The organism is Lysobacter yangpyeongensis, from assembly GCF_042655745.1.
GTDB classification, from domain to species: domain Bacteria; phylum Pseudomonadota; class Gammaproteobacteria; order Xanthomonadales; family Xanthomonadaceae; genus Agrilutibacter; species Agrilutibacter yangpyeongensis.
In genome coordinates this window covers 89,900-107,159 of the sequence record NZ_JBHSNM010000008.1, presented here as the reverse complement: position 1 = coordinate 107,159, position 17,260 = coordinate 89,900, and the positions used below count along the sequence as shown (strand labels likewise).

At 64.5% G+C, this 17,260-nt stretch carries 15 protein-coding genes; 7 read left to right on the top strand and 8 right to left on the bottom strand.

All coding sequences use genetic code 11. The features are described 5' to 3' along the window. From ACFPN1_RS15550 to ACFPN1_RS15535, 4 genes are all read right to left on the bottom strand, one after another. The coding region (locus tag ACFPN1_RS15550) for a reprolysin-like metallopeptidase (RefSeq protein WP_386756107.1) at window positions 1-1,579 on the bottom strand (1,579 nt) is incomplete at its 3' end. A gap of 222 nt (window positions 1,580-1,801) precedes the next feature. Then, entirely contained in the window at window positions 1,802-2,434 is a 633-nt protein-coding gene (locus ACFPN1_RS15545) for a CoA transferase subunit B (RefSeq protein ID WP_386756106.1), read from the bottom strand. 20 nt (window positions 2,435-2,454) lie between these two features. Next, window positions 2,455-3,174, bottom strand: a complete 720-nt coding sequence (locus tag ACFPN1_RS15540; RefSeq protein ID WP_386756105.1) for a CoA transferase subunit A — start codon at window positions 3,172-3,174, stop codon at window positions 2,455-2,457. Between the two features lie 145 nt (window positions 3,175-3,319). Next, window positions 3,320-4,732 carry a mannose-1-phosphate guanylyltransferase/mannose-6-phosphate isomerase gene (locus ACFPN1_RS15535; RefSeq protein WP_386756104.1) on the bottom strand — a complete coding sequence of 471 codons (1,413 nt, stop codon included), beginning with the start codon at window positions 4,730-4,732 and terminating at the stop codon, window positions 3,320-3,322. 159 nt (window positions 4,733-4,891) lie between these two features. Between ACFPN1_RS15535 and ACFPN1_RS15530 the strand changes: the two genes are divergently transcribed. The 7 genes from ACFPN1_RS15530 (at window position 4,892) to ACFPN1_RS15500 (ending at window position 11,209) form a co-directional block, all read left to right on the top strand. Continuing rightward, window positions 4,892-5,638, top strand: coding sequence for an electron transfer flavoprotein subunit beta/FixA family protein (locus ACFPN1_RS15530; protein WP_386756103.1), 747 nt, complete (start codon window positions 4,892-4,894; stop codon window positions 5,636-5,638). Beyond that, on the top strand, window positions 5,638-6,576 hold the full coding sequence (locus ACFPN1_RS15525; protein ID WP_386756102.1) for an electron transfer flavoprotein subunit alpha/FixB family protein: 939 nt from the start codon (window positions 5,638-5,640) through the stop codon (window positions 6,574-6,576). The genes ACFPN1_RS15530 and ACFPN1_RS15525 overlap by 1 nt, the downstream gene beginning before the upstream one ends. A gap of 13 nt (window positions 6,577-6,589) precedes the next feature. Then, window positions 6,590-7,741 (top strand): non-hydrolyzing UDP-N-acetylglucosamine 2-epimerase, encoded by a 1,152-nt coding sequence (gene wecB / locus ACFPN1_RS15520; protein ID WP_386756101.1) that lies wholly within the window; start codon window positions 6,590-6,592, stop codon window positions 7,739-7,741. A 1-nt stretch (window position 7,742) separates the two neighbouring features. Beyond that, window positions 7,743-8,879: a non-hydrolyzing UDP-N-acetylglucosamine 2-epimerase gene (gene wecB, locus ACFPN1_RS15515; RefSeq protein WP_386756100.1), complete on the top strand. Its 1,137-nt coding sequence runs from the start codon at window positions 7,743-7,745 to the stop codon at window positions 8,877-8,879. A 181-nt stretch (window positions 8,880-9,060) separates the two neighbouring features. Next, entirely contained in the window at window positions 9,061-9,588 is a 528-nt protein-coding gene (locus tag ACFPN1_RS15510) for a hypothetical protein (protein ID WP_386756099.1), read from the top strand. A gap of 31 nt (window positions 9,589-9,619) precedes the next feature. Then, a complete protein-coding gene (locus ACFPN1_RS15505; RefSeq protein ID WP_386756098.1) occupies window positions 9,620-10,294 on the top strand; it encodes a hypothetical protein in 675 nt (224 codons plus the stop codon). 21 nt (window positions 10,295-10,315) lie between these two features. Continuing rightward, window positions 10,316-11,209, top strand: coding sequence for a glycosyltransferase family 2 protein (locus ACFPN1_RS15500; RefSeq protein WP_386756097.1), 894 nt, complete (start codon window positions 10,316-10,318; stop codon window positions 11,207-11,209). A 67-nt stretch (window positions 11,210-11,276) separates the two neighbouring features. Here ACFPN1_RS15500 and ACFPN1_RS15495 read toward each other — a convergent pair whose 3' ends face one another. Genes ACFPN1_RS15495 through ACFPN1_RS15480 form a run of 4 tightly spaced genes read right to left on the bottom strand, consistent with a single transcriptional unit; the run spans window position 11,277 to window position 17,255 of the window. Beyond that, window positions 11,277-11,795 carry a hypothetical protein gene (locus ACFPN1_RS15495; RefSeq protein ID WP_386756096.1) on the bottom strand — a complete coding sequence of 173 codons (519 nt, stop codon included), beginning with the start codon at window positions 11,793-11,795 and terminating at the stop codon, window positions 11,277-11,279. Window positions 11,796-11,813: 18 nt separating this feature from the next. Next, complete coding sequence (locus ACFPN1_RS15490; protein ID WP_386756095.1) at window positions 11,814-12,494, bottom strand: CatB-related O-acetyltransferase; 681 nt, start codon at window positions 12,492-12,494, stop codon at window positions 11,814-11,816. Further along, the gene (locus ACFPN1_RS15485) at window positions 12,481-15,930 is read right to left on the bottom strand and encodes an FkbM family methyltransferase (protein WP_386756093.1); all 3,450 of its coding nucleotides are present in this window, start codon (window positions 15,928-15,930) and stop codon (window positions 12,481-12,483) included. Before ACFPN1_RS15485 ends, ACFPN1_RS15490 begins: the two co-directional genes overlap by 14 nt. A gap of 44 nt (window positions 15,931-15,974) precedes the next feature. After that, window positions 15,975-17,255 carry a nucleotide sugar dehydrogenase gene (locus tag ACFPN1_RS15480; RefSeq protein ID WP_386756092.1) on the bottom strand — a complete coding sequence of 427 codons (1,281 nt, stop codon included), beginning with the start codon at window positions 17,253-17,255 and terminating at the stop codon, window positions 15,975-15,977. Window positions 17,256-17,260 lie beyond the last annotated feature (5 nt).

Sequence of the window (17,260 nt, the reverse complement as noted above, 5' to 3'; positions counted from 1 at the left end):
GGTGCGCGTACAGGCCGGCATACCAGGCGACGTTCGACCCGGTCGCGGCATTGCGCCAGAGAATGTCCGTGTTTCCGTCGCCGTCGAGGTCGCCATCGGCAACCACCTGCCAGGTAGTGGACAGCGGTGTCTGGTTGATCATGCTGCTGGAAAGCGCGGAGTACCAGATGCGGTTCTGGCCATTGTTGCCGTTGTGCCAGAACACATCGGATTTGCCATCCCCGTTGTAATCGTGGGCAACCGGGCTTTCGGTCGAAATTTCAGCGCGGAACTGCGCGATGATCGGGATCGTCTGCGAGAGACTGCGTGCGTTGTCCGCCTGGTCGGTCACGCCGCAGGGCTGACCGCCGCAAAAGGTGATGCGCGGATTGGAGAACACGCGGTAGGACGTCTGGCCACTGTCGCCGTAGGCCATCACCGTGAAGAAATTGCCGACGCTGGTCTTGTGGCCGAAGGAATACGGATAGCGGCCGTACTCGTCCGGATCCAGCACGCCGTTGTCGCCCTTGGACGTCTCGCGATCGTGGGCGGAACCCATGTTGTGGCCCAGCTCGTGCGCGAAGGTCTCGTCGCGGCAGTAGTAATTGCTCTTGTCCGTCTCGTCGTAGTCGCTGCCGTCGCTCACGACCGAATAGCCGAAGTCCGACCAGCTCTGGTCGATCGGCTGCTGCTGGAAGCCAAGGATCCAGGCCACGCCACAGCCCTGATTTTCCGGCGTGCGGAAATCGCGCACCAGCGACACCAGGTCGGCGCCGTACGTCTCGCGCGCCGCGCGCAGCGGCTGCAGCGCCGCGGGGACGGGGATGGACGATCCGTTGCGGTAGCCGGTCAGTTCTTCCAGGGCCACGTTGTTGTCGGTGGCGTCGGCGTAGGTGACCTGCATCGTGTGCACGAGCCGCACGCGCGCGTTGACCTGGCTGTTCGCATAGGCCTGGTTGGTGGTGTCGACCAGGTTGTTGATGCGGGTGACTGCGGCCGACTGCCCGCCCACGGACGTGGCGAACCCGTTCGTGTAGCCGACGGCGACGTCGACGACCGGGGTGGCATTCGGATCGGCTGCGGCCATCTGCGCAGCCGCGGTGGTGAACGGCGTGACCACGCGCAGGCGCGGCGCCAGCGGCGGCTTGAGCGAGTCCGTGCGAGTGGGACGCGTCGCCTCGATGTTGATGTTCGCGATGCGGCTGCCGTCGACTTCCACCAGATAGCTGCGACCGCCCTGCATCGTCAGCCGGAGCGGCAATCCATCGCCATTGGGGATGGAGCCGAAGGCGGCCGTTTCGCCGAACGTGAGCACCGCATCACGGCCATCGGCCGTCCGTCCGATCCAGCTCCAGTTGCCGTCCGGATGCTCGATGTGACGCTCGTACTTCAGCGCGATGGTCCGGCCATCCGGCGCGCGCAGGCGCATCTCGCCGGTGGCAATCGCACGCAGGGCGTGGTCTTCGCTGAGGTTGACGGGATACCAGGTATAGGCGCCGCGCTGCCGCACGTCGCGACGGTCCGCATAGTCCAGCAGCTCGCCGCGATCCGGCAGACCCGCGAAGGCGACCTGACGAACCGCGCGAGTCGCGCCTCCCACCGGAATCGATGCAGCCGGAGCCGGCGCGCCGGCAGCGACAGCGACCGCACTGCGTGAAGCCTCTCCCTGCCCCGAGCAGCCCGCAAGCAGCCCGAGTAGCAGGCTTGCGCCCGCGATCCCGAAAACCCGTGATTTCCCGTACATGTCGTCAGCCCCCTGATTAACGCGGACGACTATACAACTGCCGCCGTCCCTGGCGTCTTAATGGTTCTCGCAAATTGCCTATCGGGCCAGCAGGGTCACGCCGGTTTTGGCCCGCAATTCATCTTCGTCGACGCCGGGGGCGCATTCACGAAGCACCAGGCCCTCCGGCGTGACGTCCATCACGGCCAGGTCGGTGATGATTCGATTCACCACGCCCACGCCGGTGAGCGGCAGGGTGCACTCGGGCAGGATCTTGTGCTCGCCGTTCTTCGCCGTGTGCTCCATCAGCACCACGACGCGCTTCACGCCGGCGACCAGATCCATCGCGCCGCCCATGCCCTTGACCATCTTGCCGGGCACCATCCAGTTGGCGAGATCGCCCTTGTCGGTCACCTGCATCGCACCGAGGATCGCCAGGTCGATGTGGCCGCCGCGGATCATCGCGAAGGAATCGTGGCTGCCGAAGTAGCTCGCCCCCGGACGCGCGGTCACGGTCTGCTTGCCGGCATTGATCAGGTCGGCGTCGACTTCGTCCTCGGTCGGGAACGGACCGATGCCGAGCAGGCCGTTCTCGCTCTGCAGCCACACGTCCATGCCTTCCGGGATGAAGTTGGCCACGAGCGTCGGCAGGCCGATGCCGAGGTTGACGTAGGCGCCGTCGGTGAGTTCCTGCGCGGCGCGCTGCGCCATCTGGTCGCGGGTCCAGGCCATGTTCTGTTTCCTTTCTGTCGTCAGGCGGCGCGCACGGTGCGCTGTTCGATGCGCTTTTCCGGCGTCGGGTTGTGGACGATGCGGTCCACGTAGATGCCGGGCAGGTGCACGTGATCGGGATCGATCGCGCCGACTTCGACGATCTCTTCCACTTCGGCAATGCAGACCTTGCCCGCCATCGCGCAGGCCGGATTGAAGTTGCGCGCGGTCTTGCGGAACACCAGGTTGCCGGCCTTGTCGGCCTTCCACGCCTTGACCAGCGACACGTCGGCCCTGAGCGCGGTTTCCATCACGTACCAGTGGCCGTCGTCGAACTGCCGCGTTTCCTTGCCTTCGGCGACCACCGTGCCGTAGCCGGTGCGCGTGTAGAACGCGGGAATGCCGGCGCCGCCGGCGCGCAGGCGCTCGGCGAGCGTGCCCTGCGGGTTGAATTCGAGTTCGAGTTCGCCGGCGAGGAACTGGCGTTCGAATTCCTTGTTCTCGCCGACGTACGAGGAAATCATCTTCCTGATCTGTCGCGTCGCGAGCAGCTGGCCGAGGCCGAAGCCGTCGACGCCGGCGTTGTTGGAGATCGCGGTGAGACTCTTCGCGCCGGTGTCGCGCAGCGCGGCGATCAGCGCCTCGGGAATACCGCACAGACCGAAGCCGCCCACGGCGAGCGTCTGCCCGTCCGCGATCAGCCCCTTCAGCGCCTCGGCGGCGTTCGGGTAAACCTTGCTCCTGGCGGTGGCCTCGGCCATCGTGCGACTCCAAGTGGGGAGGCGCGAAGTTTAACGCGGGCGCAGTCCGCGCCATACCGTACTTTCGGGCATGGTCGCGGGAACCGCGACGGTCACCGGCGGGTCCGGGCGCTCGCCGATCGGGGACGACTGATCGGGGGCGCGATCAGGAGCGCCCGTAGACATCTTCCAGGCGGACGATGTCGTCCTCGCCCAGGTACGTGCCCGACTGCACCTCGATCAGTTCCACCGGCGCGGTGCCGCGATTGCGCAGGCGATGCACGCTTCCGAGCGGAATGTAGGTGCTCTCGTTCTCGTGCAGGTCGAACACGCGATCGTCGCAGGTCACTTCGGCCACGCCGGACACCACGATCCAGTGCTCGGCTCGATGCGCGTGCTTCTGCAGGCTCAATGCCGCGCCGGGCTTGACCACGATGCGCTTCACCTGGAAGCGCTCGCCCACGCCGATGGAGTCGTAACTGCCCCACGGCCGGTAGACCTTGCGGTGGTACAGGTGCTCGGTGCGACCGGCCGCCTTCAGCGTATCGACGATCGTCTTCACGTCCTGCACGCGGTCCTTGCGTGCAACCAGCGTGGCGTCGGCCGTATCGATCACCACCAGGTCCTCCACGCCGAGCGTCGCGATCATGCGCCGCTCCGAAGCGCGCACCAGGCTGCCCTTCGTGTCCACCGAGATGACATCGCCCTCGTGGCGATTGCCGTCCTCGTCGCGTTCGGCCACCGACCACAGCGACGACCACGAACCGATATCGCTCCAGCCGCAGCTCACCGGCACCACGGCCGCACGATCGGTCTTCTCCATCACCGCGTAGTCGATGGAATCGCTGGGACTGGTGGCGAAGGCCTCTGCCTCGACGCGAACGAAGTCGAGGTCGGAACGCGAATGCGCATAGGCGCGTTCCGCCGCCGCGGCGATGGCGGGCGCATGTCGCTGCAGCTCTTCCAGGTAGCGGCGGGCCCGGAACAGGAACATGCCCGAATTCCACGCATAGGTTCCTTCGGCGACGTAACGCTCCGCGGTGGCCAGGTCGGGCTTCTCGACGAAACGCCGCACCTGGTACGCGCCGCTGGCGAGTTCGTCGCCGCGCAGGATGTAGCCATAGCCGGTTTCGGCGTAATCCGGGCGGATGCCGAAGGTGACCAGCCAGCCGGCTTCCGCCAGATCGCGGGCGACGGCGACCGCATCGCGGAACGCGGCTTCGTCTTCGATCAGGTGGTCGGCCGGCATCACCAGCATCAACGCATCCGGATCCCGCGAGGCGACGTGCAGCGCCGCCAGCGCGATCGCCGGCGCCGTATTGCGCGCCACCGGCTCCAGCAGGATGCCGCCGCTGGCGATGCCGATGCCCTGCAGCTGCTCGCCCACCATGAAGCGGTGATCGTCGCTGCACACGGTCACCGGCGCCTGGACGCCCGGCAGGCGGCTGGCGCGCAGGACGGTCTCCTGGAACAGCGAGTGGTCGCCGATCAGCGACAGGAACTGCTTGGGCTGGTTCTGCCGCGAGAGCGGCCACAGCCGCGTCCCGCTACCGCCACTGAGCACCACCGGATGCAGCATCGACCTTTCCCGTCGCGATTCGAGCGCAAGAGGATAACGGAACCCCTCCCCGCCCCCGTACGGCCGCGGATCGAACGAGGCGTCGGGGCCCCGGCTCCGCTAGAATTGCCGGCCCGGCCGCTCCGGCCGCGCCCTTTCCCCCACAGGAATCCCCAGACGATGAAGATCCTCGTCGGCTACAAGCGCGTGGTGGACTTCAATGTCCGCATCCAGGTCAAGCCGGACGGCTCCGGCGTGGTCACCGACGGCGTGAAGCTGTCGGCCAACCCCTTCGACGAAATCGCCCTCGAGGAGGCCCTGCGCCTGCGCGACAAGGGCATCGCCACGGAAGTCGTCGTCGCCACCATCGCCCCGGCCGACGCCCAGGCGCACCTGCGCAATGGTCTGGCCATGGGCGCCAACCGCGCGATCCATGTCGTCAGCGACCAGCCGATCCAGCCGCTCACCGCCGCGCGCACGCTGCTCAAGCTGATCGAGAAGGAACAGCCCGACCTCGTCATCCTCGGCAAGCAGGCGATCGACGACGACGCCAACCAGACCGGCCAGATGCTGGCCACGCTGTGGGGCCGCCCGCAGGCGACGTTCGCCTCGAAGCTCGAGGTCGCCGGCGGCAAGGCCACGGTCACGCGCGAAGTCGACGCCGGCCTGGAAACGCTGGAAGTCGACCTGCCCGCCGTCGTCACCACCGACCTGCGCCTCAACGAACCGCGCTTCATCAAGCTGCCGGACATCATGAAGGCGAAGAGCAAGCCGCTGGAGACGATCGCGTTCGCCGATCTCGGCGTCGACACCGGCGACACGTTGAAGACCACGCACTACGCCGCGCCGGCCAAGCGCAGCCGCGGCGTGATGGTGAAGGACGCGGCCGAACTGGTCGCCGCACTCAAGGCCAAGGGGTTGCTGTAATGAGCAAGGTACTCATCGTCGCCGAACACCTGGACGGCAAGCTCAACGCGTCGACCGCGAAGTGCGTGTCCGCCGCGCAGGCGCTGAAGCCGGAATCGATCGACATCCTGGTCCTGGCTGCGGATCCGGCCGGCATCGCCGCCGACGCCGCGCAGATCGCCGGCGTGGCGAAGGTGCTCACCGTCGCCAACGCCGCCAATGCCAATGCGATCGCGCAGGTTCAGGCGCCGCAGGTCGCCAAGGTCGCCGCGGGTTACACCCACGTGTTCGGCCCCTCGACCACCTTCGGCAAGGACCTGATGCCCTGCGTCGCCGCCCTGCTCGGCGTCGCGCAGGTGTCCGACGTGATGGCGGTGGAAGGCAGCCACACCTTCAAGCGGCCGATCTACGCCGGCAACGCGATCATCACCGTCGACGCGCCGACCGATCACGCGGTGGTCGCCACCGTGCGCACCGCGTCCTGGCCGGAAGCCGCGCGTGGCGGCAATGCCGCCGTCGAAGCGATCAACGTCGATGCCGCCCTGCCGATGCACACCCGCTACGTCGGCCTCGCCGCCGGCAAGTCGGACCGTCCGGACCTGCAGAGCGCGCGCCGCGTCGTGTCGGGTGGTCGCGGCGTCGGTTCGGCCGAGAACTTTAGGATCATCTACGACCTCGCCGACAAGCTCGGTGCCGCCGTCGGTGCGTCGCGTGCAGCGGTCGACGCCGGCTACGTGCCGAATGAGCTGCAGGTCGGCCAGACCGGCAAGATCATCGCGCCCGAGCTCTACATCGCGGTGGGCATTTCCGGCGCCATCCAGCACCTGACCGGCATCAAGGACGCGGGCACCATCGTCGCGATCAACAAGGACGGCGATGCGCCGATCTTCGAAATCGCGGACATCGGGCTGGTGGGCGATCTGTTCGCGCTGTTGCCGGAGTTGCAGGCCGCGATCTGATGGGGAGCCCCCGATGAAAAGGGTGATGGTCGCCTTCGGAACGCGACCCGAAGCGATCAAGATGGCACCCGTGGTCGCGGCGCTGGCTGCGACCCCGGGCATTCAACCTTTCGTTGCAGTCACCGCGCAGCATCGCGAGATGCTGGATCAGGTGCTCGGCGTCTTCGGCATCGTCCCGGACGAAGACCTCAACGTGATGGAAGCCGGGCAGGGCCTGGCGGACGTCACTTCGCGGATATTGCTGGGAATGAGCTCCAGCATGCGCCGCCATCGCCCGGACCTGGTGCTGGTGCACGGGGACACCGCTACGACCCTGGCCACGGCCCTGAGTGCGTTCTACGAACGGATCCCGGTCGCGCACGTCGAGGCCGGATTGCGCACCGGAAATCCCGATTCGCCCTGGCCGGAGGAAGTCAATCGCCGACTGGTGGCCTCACTGGCGCGATTGCACTTCGCCCCTACGGAGTCCGCTCGGACCAACCTGCTCCGCGAAGGCATCGCCGACGCCAGCATCCATGTCACCGGAAATACCGTAGTCGATGCGCTGCTGCAGGTGGCCGCGCGCCTTTCCGCCGACCCGGACCTGGCAAACGCGTTGGACAGGCAACTGGGACTTCCGGACGATGGCCGCCACATCCTCCTGGTGACAGCGCATCGGCGCGAGAACTTCGGTGAAGGCTTCGAACAGATCTGCCACACCGTGCGCGAGCTGGCGAGCCGCAGCGACACACGCGTGCTGTTCCCGGTGCATCCTAATCCGAATATCCAGGAACCCGCGCGCCGCATCCTTGGCGATCAACCGCGAGTGCATTTGATTGCCCCGCTGGATTACGTTCCCTTCGTGCGGCTCATGATGCGCGCGCGCCTGATACTGACCGATTCCGGGGGAATCCAGGAGGAGGCGCCTTCGCTCGGAAAACCGGTACTCGTGATGCGCGGCACCACCGAGCGCCCAGAAGCCGTGGATGCGGGGACGGTCAAGCTGGTTGGCACGGATCGCTCACGCATTACGGACGAAGTAGCTCGCCTGCTCGGCGATCCCGCGGCCTATCAGGCCATGGCGACCGCGCACAATCCCTACGGTGATGGCCGGGCCTCCCTGGCAATCGCAGAACGGGTTGCGCGGCATATTGGCGCCGGCATGCCCACGCGATCGGGAGCCTGACTTGATCTCGGCCAACAACGGCACTCGCACGGCGACCAGGCTCGACCTGGTCATCGGTACGCGCCCCAACATCATCAAGGCAGGCCCCCTGTTCGACGCGTTGCGGCGGGAATCCTGGTGCGAGCCGCGAATCGTATTCCTGATGCAACACACCGACCCGGTACTTGCTGCGCAGAGCCTCGAAGACGTGGGCATCAACGCGGATTCCGTGGTCGCCCTCGCCCTGCGCGAGACCGATAACGGTCGCCGACTCGGCGAGATGCTCTCGGCCTACACCTCCCGACTCGCGCAAGACCGGCCCCACCTGGTGCTGGTGTTCGGTGACGTCGACACCACACTCGCCGCCGCCTATGCCGCGAAGCGCAGCCACATACCCGTTGCGCATGTCGAAGCCGGTCTGCGCAGCTATGACCGCAGCATGCCCGAGGAGCTCAACAGGTTGATGGTGGACGCGATCTGCGACCTGCACCTGGCTACGAGCCGGGATGCGGTGCGGAACCTGGTTACGCGGGAAGGACACGCGCAGTCCCACGTGCATTTCGTCGGCAACCTGATGATCGATGCGCTGCTAAGCACCGCGGATCGCACCTTGGGGGAAGCGCTTTGCGCGAAGTATTCGGTGCAACCGTCCGCGTTCGCTCTGGCGACATTCCACCGTCCATCGAACGTGGACAACCTCGATTCACTGCGCACGCTCGTTGAGGTCATGCGATCCGCGGCCTCACGCCTGCCCGTGCTGTGGCCGGTGCATCCCCGTACGCGCGCGGCCCTCGACCAGCACGATCTCTCGCATGAGCTGGAATCCATCGCCGGTCTCAAGCTTCTGCCGCCGCTGCGCTACCGCGAGTTCGTGTCCCTGCTGGCAGCTACTCGCGTCGCGTTGACGGATAGCGGGGGACTACAGGAAGAAACCAGCGTGCTGGGAATTCCCTGCCTTACCTTGCGCGCAAACACCGAACGTCCGGTAACGGTGGAACAGGGCAGCAACGTCCTTGTCGAGCCCGCGTCGTTCGACGCGGTACTCGATGCCACCCTGTCGCGACCGATGCCGGCCGGGGCGGAAATTGAAGGCTGGGATGGCAATGCGGCTGATCGGATCGTGGTCGCGATTCGCCAATGGCTCGCGACAAGCGGATGACCTGAAAACGATCTCAGGCACGACGCCTCCATAGCGCGGGGTTCGCTCGCTGCGCAATGCCGTGATCAATGGCCGGATCCCGGCAAAGACTCCGTTCCTCACAGTGCGTCGCAAGTACCGACGCATTGCCAGGTGGCTCCTGCATGCAGCCACCACCAAATTCTTCCCGAACGGAGTTCCGATGAACGTAATCAAGATGTTGACCCTCGCCGTAATGGCGACGGGAATGTTCGCGCTGGCACCTGCCGCGCACGCCCTGGATTCGAAGAACTCGAACGGCGCCGAGTGCCAGCCCTACAGCACCACCACCTTGCCGTCCGAACTCTCCTTCCGCGCCAACGGGCTGAAAAACATCAGCGCCAACACCGAATACGTCGTATGCAACGTCAACGTGGATGCGGACAATCCCACCATCTGGACGGATGCCAACCCGGCCGACGTCTACGTTACTTTCCACACGCCGACTGCGGCCACGCCCCGCTGCGAGCTCTACATCGGCAGCAACCTCGACGGAACGCCGGTCTCGTACGTACAGCAGGCGAATATGACCGCCGGCCAGGTCGCCAACCTCAATTTCCTCTCCGCCTCCGGTACCGGCGTGGTTTCGAGCTTCATGGCGACGTATCCGGTTAGCCTGTATTGCCGGATGCCGCCCAACTCTTCGATCGTCCGGATCCGCGTCGTGGAATCCGCGACTGCGACCAACTGATAGTGATCGATGGGTAACCGAGGACGGCTGCATGCAGCCGTCCTTTTTTGAGGGGATGAGAGTGAACGCGAAGACGATGGGGTTCGCCCGGTGGCCATGGCCGCTGATGTTCCTGGCGGCATTGCTCATATCCGCCGGCTTCCTGTACATGAGATCGCGGCAGCCCGAGCTGCGGGCAACGGCGCCACAGGCGATCGACGACGGCGTTTCCGACACGGTGGCCGCGGGCGCGGTGCCGGCGCATACCTCCACCGTGCCATCGGCAGAGCGGGCCGGCATCAATCCGGGCCCGGTATCGCCGCTGGCCCGCGAACAGCGCGCACGCGAACGCCTGTCCGAGCTGTACGGCAACCTTGGCGAAGACCCGGAGACGCCGGAATGGGCCCACATGGTGGAAGCCAGGCTCGATGCCATTGTCCATGACCCGGAGCTCTTCGACCCCCGTGTCGCAGCTTCGATGACTTACGACCGGGATTGCCGGACCAGCGGTTGTCGCGTCAGCTTCTCTTTCCCCTCGGGTATCGATGCCGACGAAGCGCTGACCAGGCTGCGCATGGAAATGGCAGACGAATTCGCCCAGACAGCGATGGTGCCGATATGGAAGTCGGACGGCAGTTCCGAGCAGCACATCTTCTTTGCCGCCAAGGGTGCGGAACGCCTGTTGCGTCGAAAGCAGGGTATTCTGCCTACCGAAGGCAGGAATTGACCGATCGAAGGCAGGTAGCAGGTGGAATGGAGCAAGGGCTGGCAGCGCCTCGTGCGCTGGTCCTGGTGGAAGCAAGGGAAATTCCATCGGCCTGCTTCGCTGCCATTGCGGGCGCCAGATTCCAGGCTTCCCCAATCCCCGCTCGTCAGCGTGATCATGACGATCCACGACAGCGAGCGGTGGCTTGAGGCGGCGATCCGTTCGATCACAGGGCAGACCTGGACAAACCTGCAGATCGTGCTGGTCGACGATGCGAGCACTGACTCCAGCGTCGAGATCATCCGCGCAGCACAGGCGATCGATGGCCGGATCGAGCTGATCCGGATGAGCGCGAACGCCGGAACCTATGCGGCCAAGAATGCGGGGCTCGCGCAGGCGCGTGGCGATGCGATCACGTTCATGGACAGCGATGACACCTGCAACCCGCAGCGCATCGAGAAGCAATTGGCGGCGTTGCGCGCCCCGGGAATCGTTGCAAGTACCTGCAACTACGTCCGCCACACCGAAGGGGGCGAACTCGTTCTCAACCAGGGGCTACGCGAGCGCCTTGCGCTGATCAGCTTGATGATCAAGCGCGAAATCGTCGATGAAATCGGTTGGTTCGACAATGTCCGCACATCGGCGGACTACGAATACTTCCAGAGACTGCGCGCGGTCTACGGGCGCCAAGCCCATGCGAACGTGGACGAGCCGCTGTACCTCGCCCTGTATCGCGAACAATCCCTTACGACGGATGCATCCCGCGGAACCGATCTGCGCAACAACGAAGCCGCTCTGCTCTCGGAACCCAGAAAACGGTACGTGGATGCGTTTAGCGCCTGGCATTCCGACGTGCTCAGGCGGGGGCGGCGTCCGTACATGCCCCGTCACTCCATGAATCGCCCTTTCGTGGCGCCCGCCGAGTTGTTGGGTTAGTTCCCGGGTTACCAGCCGGAACGGGGCGGTTGGCGACAACCAACGGCCCCGTCGGACAAATGCCGGCTTAGTGTTCTGTGGCAGCCGTCGCGGTTGCTGCGGGCGCTGCCATCGGGGAAACCATGTAGATCGTGCCGAGCATCGACTGCGACTTGGCGGTGAAGCGTTCGCCCGGCGGCAGCCCTTCGCGTATCCACACGTGCACGTCGGCCTGGCCTTCCTTCCGGTAGATCGAATGCACCGCGCCGTTGCGGGTGGCCGGCTTGGGGCGTGCATACCCCTTTGCCTTGAAGGCCTGACGAACACGCTCGTCCATCTGGGCAAGGGTTCCAGCGCTGTACTCGATGAGAATCTCACGGTTGCGCACGCCGTCCCGGCCGGGCACGCCATGGTCCTTGTTGATCACGTAAGGAAAGTCGAACACAACGCCATCGCCGACCGCGGGCAGCATATCGGTCTGTGGGGCCGGGGCAACGGGAGCGGGAACGGTCGCCGTGGACTGCGGTTCAACCGGGGCGGCGTCCTGCTGGCACGCCGCGAGCGAGAGGCTCAGTAGTGCCCCGATGAAAAGGATCTTGGTACGCATGTGCTTGTTTCTCGGGATTCAGGGGTTTGGAGGAAAGAGCTTTTCGTAGCGTTCGGGGAAAAAGGCCTCGCAGCGATCGATGTCGCGCAGGCGGACAATGGTTTCATTGATGTCGGGCACGACCGCCTGGGACAGGCGGGAGGGATGGAGTTCCCACCACTTCAGTTCCGTCAGCTGGTCGCATACTTCATCGGGGAACCGCCTCCTGATGACTTTCGCCGGAACGCCGCCGACGATCTCGAAGTCACCCACGTCCTTGCTCACCACCGAGCCGGCAGCGACGATCGCGCCGTTGCCAATGCGCACCCCACTGTTGACCAGGACATTATCTCCGATCCAGACGTCGTGGCCAATGATGACCCGGCGCTTCGGCTCCGTGGAAGCAAGCCGTTGCTGCCCGGCCCCCACCTGCATCTCGAAGAAGGGGGAGGTGGACAGTCCACGGAAATTGTGGGTGCCCAGCCCCAGGCTCACGTTGCGGCCAATGGAGCAATAGCGGCCGACCTGGACATACGCCCGCAGGATGCCCGAGTTGATGTATGACGCAAAGCCGAAATAACTGGCCCCGTAGATCTCGCAGTTGTTAATGGAAGCGTTGGGCTCGGCAAAGATCACCCAGCCATTGCCGCGACCGTTCACCACCTTGGGCTTGCGAATCATCTCTCCTGCCGCGCCGGCGAACTCGTCATCGCGCTTCATCTGGCGGCACCGAGTGGGCGAGACGCAGCAGCCGGGCATACATCTGCGCGGACAACCGGCGGAAATCGGCGCTGGCGCCACGCAGTTCGCTGGACGCACTGGCGGCTTCCCACGCCATCGGGTCGGAATACAGCAGCGCAGTGGTTTCCACCAGCTCTGCCACGGTTTCCACTTCGAATGCCGACAGGCCCAGATAGTCGGACAACGAGAAGCTCATGCGTGGATGCACGATCGGGATGCCCATCGCCGCCAGCTCCGCAGGCACCATCTCGAAGGTCGCGTACTTGACCATGCTGACCATCAGGCGAGCGCTTCGCAGCGTCGCCGCATAATCGTCGGAAAGGTAGGGCAGGACACGGATGCCCAGATCCTTGCTGACCTTCGGGGCGTATTGTTTGACGGCATACAGCGGAACTCCGGGCAACGCCGCACGCAATGCCGCCAGGGCTTCCTCCACGGGATAACCCAGCAGGATCTCGTCGCACAGTTTTCCATAGTCGCCGAGGAAGATGCCTTCCGTGCCGGCGAACGAGCGCGCCCTGACAGAAGGAACTTCGATCGTCTTGGGTACTGCGAAGATCGCGTCCGCCACCGGCGCCAGCGCCTGCAGGTCCTTGGCGCGATCGGTGAAGGTCATCAGCCTCACCCGGTTCCCATGCACCTTGCGCCATGCGGAAATTCGGCGACACACGAACTCGTTTCGCGCTGCCACGGAATTGAGGCTCAGGTTCACCAGGACGATCCGGCCGCGGGAAGCGTGGAAATCGACGAGGTATTCGACCTTCTTGTAATCGGGGCGATCAGGGTCGCCCGGGTAGATCATCACGATCTGGGGATCGGCGCCGCCCAGGTTCTCTACGTCCCCCTTTTCGATGTCGACCAGATGCGTGGTAACCCCATAGGGGTCCAGCATCTTCTTGGTGAGGTGGCTACTCTTGAGAATGCCCCCCTTCTTCCATCGCTCCTTGTCGGTCCTGCCGATCAGCGCCAGCGTGAACGGCTTGCGGCTGTAAGTCGCCTCGACCTTGGGCATGTTCCACTTGCCCTGCGTCATCACCAGTTCATTGGTGATCGTGCGCACGTCGATCCGCGAACCCGATGACTTCATCGATTCGCCCGAGATGGAAGGCGAATTCTTGAATTCGATCGGTGCCGCCCAGCCCTTGCGGTGCGCCAACACCATGAATGGCACCTTCTGTCGCTGGCCCTCCAGGGCAAAAAAGATGTCCGCCATGTTCGGCTTTAGGAAATCGGAGTACGAAACCTTGATCGTATCCGTATGGAAGGCCGTGCATCCCGTTCCCAGGATGTGCACCTGCGTATCTGCCCCACGCTCGGAACCAAAGGTCAGCACCCGGCGGCTCTTCGGGTCGTAGTAGTCCTTGAAACCATCCAGCAGAATCGAGCCGTGCCAGCCAACGGCCGCCTTGCGGCCGTATCGCTCGATACCGTCGATGAGCGTCTGGACATAGAACTCCGGATACGCGATGTCATCGTCGATGGAAATGAAGTATCCCGAGTACCCGTCGATGAACCGGAACTTGCCCCGGTCGCCGATGTCCGGTCCGATGAACGCGCGCACGTTGTCATGCGCGAGAACGCAGGACGGCGGCTCCTTGAATCCGTTCAGATAGACGAAAACCTCGTCGACCTGGGGACAGATCGAATCGAGTACGACCGCTAGTCCCGACTCGCGCCCGGGCATCGTCGCAACGCCGGCGCGCACCCGTTCCCTTCCCTGCCGACGAGGATTCGGCACCTCCCGCAGACCTGATGCGGCGGGCGCAGCGCGCTCTACCCCCATCGTACGCAGGTTGCGTTCGACCGTATCCGCTATTTCCGCACGGCGCGTCGAGGCATCGTGCGCCGGCTGCGAGCGACCGGTAAAGGCGCGCACACCTCTTGCGAGGCGGAGCGCGCGTGAACCATGCAGAAGGCGATACGCAATCTCCCATTCCCGCGCCGATAGCGCCTGTGCGAGCTCGCCACGCTTCGCGTCCTGGCTCGCGGCCAGCAACCGCTCCTGATCCGTGCGCGCCAGCACAAGCTCCTGGGTGAGGACCCGCAACTGATCCTGGCAGCTCAACAGCTTCTGGGTGAGGTCGTTGAGGCTCAGCTCGCGATGCGCCTGCGCGTTATTGCGTTCGTCCAGCTCTGCTTTGATTCCCTGCAGGGAACGATTGATGCCGACATCGACCGCCTGCCTGAGCTCACCCATGCTGGCCTCGAGCGACTGCCCGAGGTGGCCCATACCGGCGTCAAGCTGCTGTCTGATTTCCATGGCGCCCGCGCCGAGTCCCTGCCGGACTTCTGCATGGTTGGCGGCCATGGCATGTTCGATGCGCTCGACGGCAGCCCCCAGGCGGCCCTGCCCGTCGAACTGGCGACCGACTCCGCGGAGCAGCGCCACCCGCAGATGTTCCAGTTCCCGAGGGAACTGTGCGGCCAGCCCCAACAGTTCATGGCGCAAGGCAGTCAGCCTCTCCTCGCTTGCGTAGAACTTGCCCTGGATATCGCCGAGCATGTCCGCAAGCGCCTTCCAGTACACCGACAGGTCGCCGCGCTCGGCGACTTCCGCTGCCTTGGAACTCGATGCGCCGATAGCTTCGAGTACGCCGTTTACCTGCGCGCGCCAGCCCGCTTCGGTCCGCGCTTCGTTCTGCAGCAAATTGGAGATCCGGTCTGTCGCCGTGAGCACCTGGTGGAACTTGCGCCGAATTCGGCGCAGCTCCATGGCCTCCCGAATATTGGCGAACCGGACCGCGCCCGCGGCCTCTTCGTGCACCCAGATGAAGTTTTCGGAGCGCCCGGCGATATCCACGACCGAATAGCCCAACGGCGACAGAACGGCGCTGACCGCGGCGAAATGCGTACTGGAATGGCATTCCGTCGTAATCACCGGCCGGTGCGCCTTCAGGGTTTCCCGCGCTCCCTCCAGCACCTGGACTTCGTGCCCTTCGACATCAATCTTGATCAGCGCGACCTGCCCGAGCCCTTTCGCGACTTCATCCAACGTACGGACTTCGATGGAACCTGTCGGCTCCGTCACCAACGCAAACGTGCCGGAGTTTCCTGCGATCTGCTGTACGAGTCTCCCGCGCGCCGGTTGCGCGCCCAGCGCGCAAGGAACGATGGTCACCCGGTCGGCCAACCCATTGGCCTCTATGTTGGCGCGCAGGAATTCCGCGTTCCGCGCTTCCGGCTCGATCGACATCACCCTGAGTCCCATGACCCCGCCGAAGTAAACCGTGTGGTTGCCGACATTGGCACCTACGTCGACGACGAGCGCGCCCTCCGGGATGTCGGTCACCCCGAGCTCTTCCAACAGATCCACTTCGTAGAACGTGCCGTCGTGCTGCACGCGCTCGCCGACGTAATCGCCGTCTGGCGCAGCCAGCGAGAACTCCTGCTGGTGGTACTTGAAGTTGATCTTCACGTCGATTGATCCAGTAGTCCGGTGGATGGCGGTAGGAGCAGGCATCAGAGGCGATGGATGCCGGGACCTGGCGCAAGCACGCCCTTGACGTCGAACACGATGCCGCCCTCCTTCTTCAAGGCATGGATATCGATGGTCGCGTGTTCGCCGACGAACTGCTTGTGCGCCACGGCCAGGATTACCGCATCGTAGGAGCTAGGCACCGGCGACTCCGCCAGCGACACCCCGTACTCATGCCGGGCCTCGAGCGGATCCACATACGGATCGTAGACCTCGATGTGGGCATTGGTATCCCTGAGCTCGTGCAGGACATCCACCACCTTCGTATTGCGGACGTCGGGGCAGTTCTCCTTGAAGGACAGGCCGAGAATCAGGATGCGCGAGCCGACGATGTTCAGGCCGGCGCGTGCCATGAGTCGAAGCACCCGGTTCGCCACGTGCGGCCCCATTTCGTCGTTGATGCGGCGCGCCGCGAGGATCAACTCCGGGTTGTAACCCAGCATGGTCGCCTTATGCGCCAGGTAGTAGGGATCGACGCCAATGCAGTGGCCGCCAACAAGGCCGGGCACGAACTTCATGAAATTCCACTTGGTTCCGGCGGCCGCGAGCACCTCGTGCGTATCGATACCGATACGATTGAAGATGAGGGCCAACTCATTCATCAGAGCGATATTGACGTCCCGCTGCGTGTTCTCGATGACCTTGGCGGCCTCCGCCACGCGGATCGAACTGGCCTTGTGCGTACCGGCCTCGATGATGGATCGATACAACGCATCGACGAAATCCGCGACCTCCGGGGTGGAGCCCGACGTCACCTTGGTGATTTTCGTGACGGTACGTTCCTTGTCCCCCGGATTGATCCGCTCGGGACTGTAGCCGCAATGGAAGTCGACGTTGAACGTCAGCCCGGACTGCTGCTCGAGCACTGGCACGCACACCTCTTCCGTAACGCCCGGATACACCGTCGACTCATAAATGACGATATCTCCCTTCTTGAGGATGGAGCCGATGGCGGCACTGGACTTGAGAAGCGGGTCGAAGTCTGGGCGACGCGCGGCGTCAATCGGGGTCGGAACCGTGATGATGAAGACATTGCAATCGCGCAGCGCTTCGAGCTGATCGGTATAGACCAGGCCCTTGGCTTCGGCGAGATCCTGAGAGCTGACTTCGAGCGTCCGGTCCATCCCCGACTCGAGTTCGGAAACCCGGCTGGCGTTGATGTCATAGCCGACCACGGACATTTTTCTGCCAAACGCCACGGCAAGCGGCAGTCCGACGTATCCCAGGCCGACGATCGCGAGTCGTGCAGAAGAAAGGCTGTACATGGTGC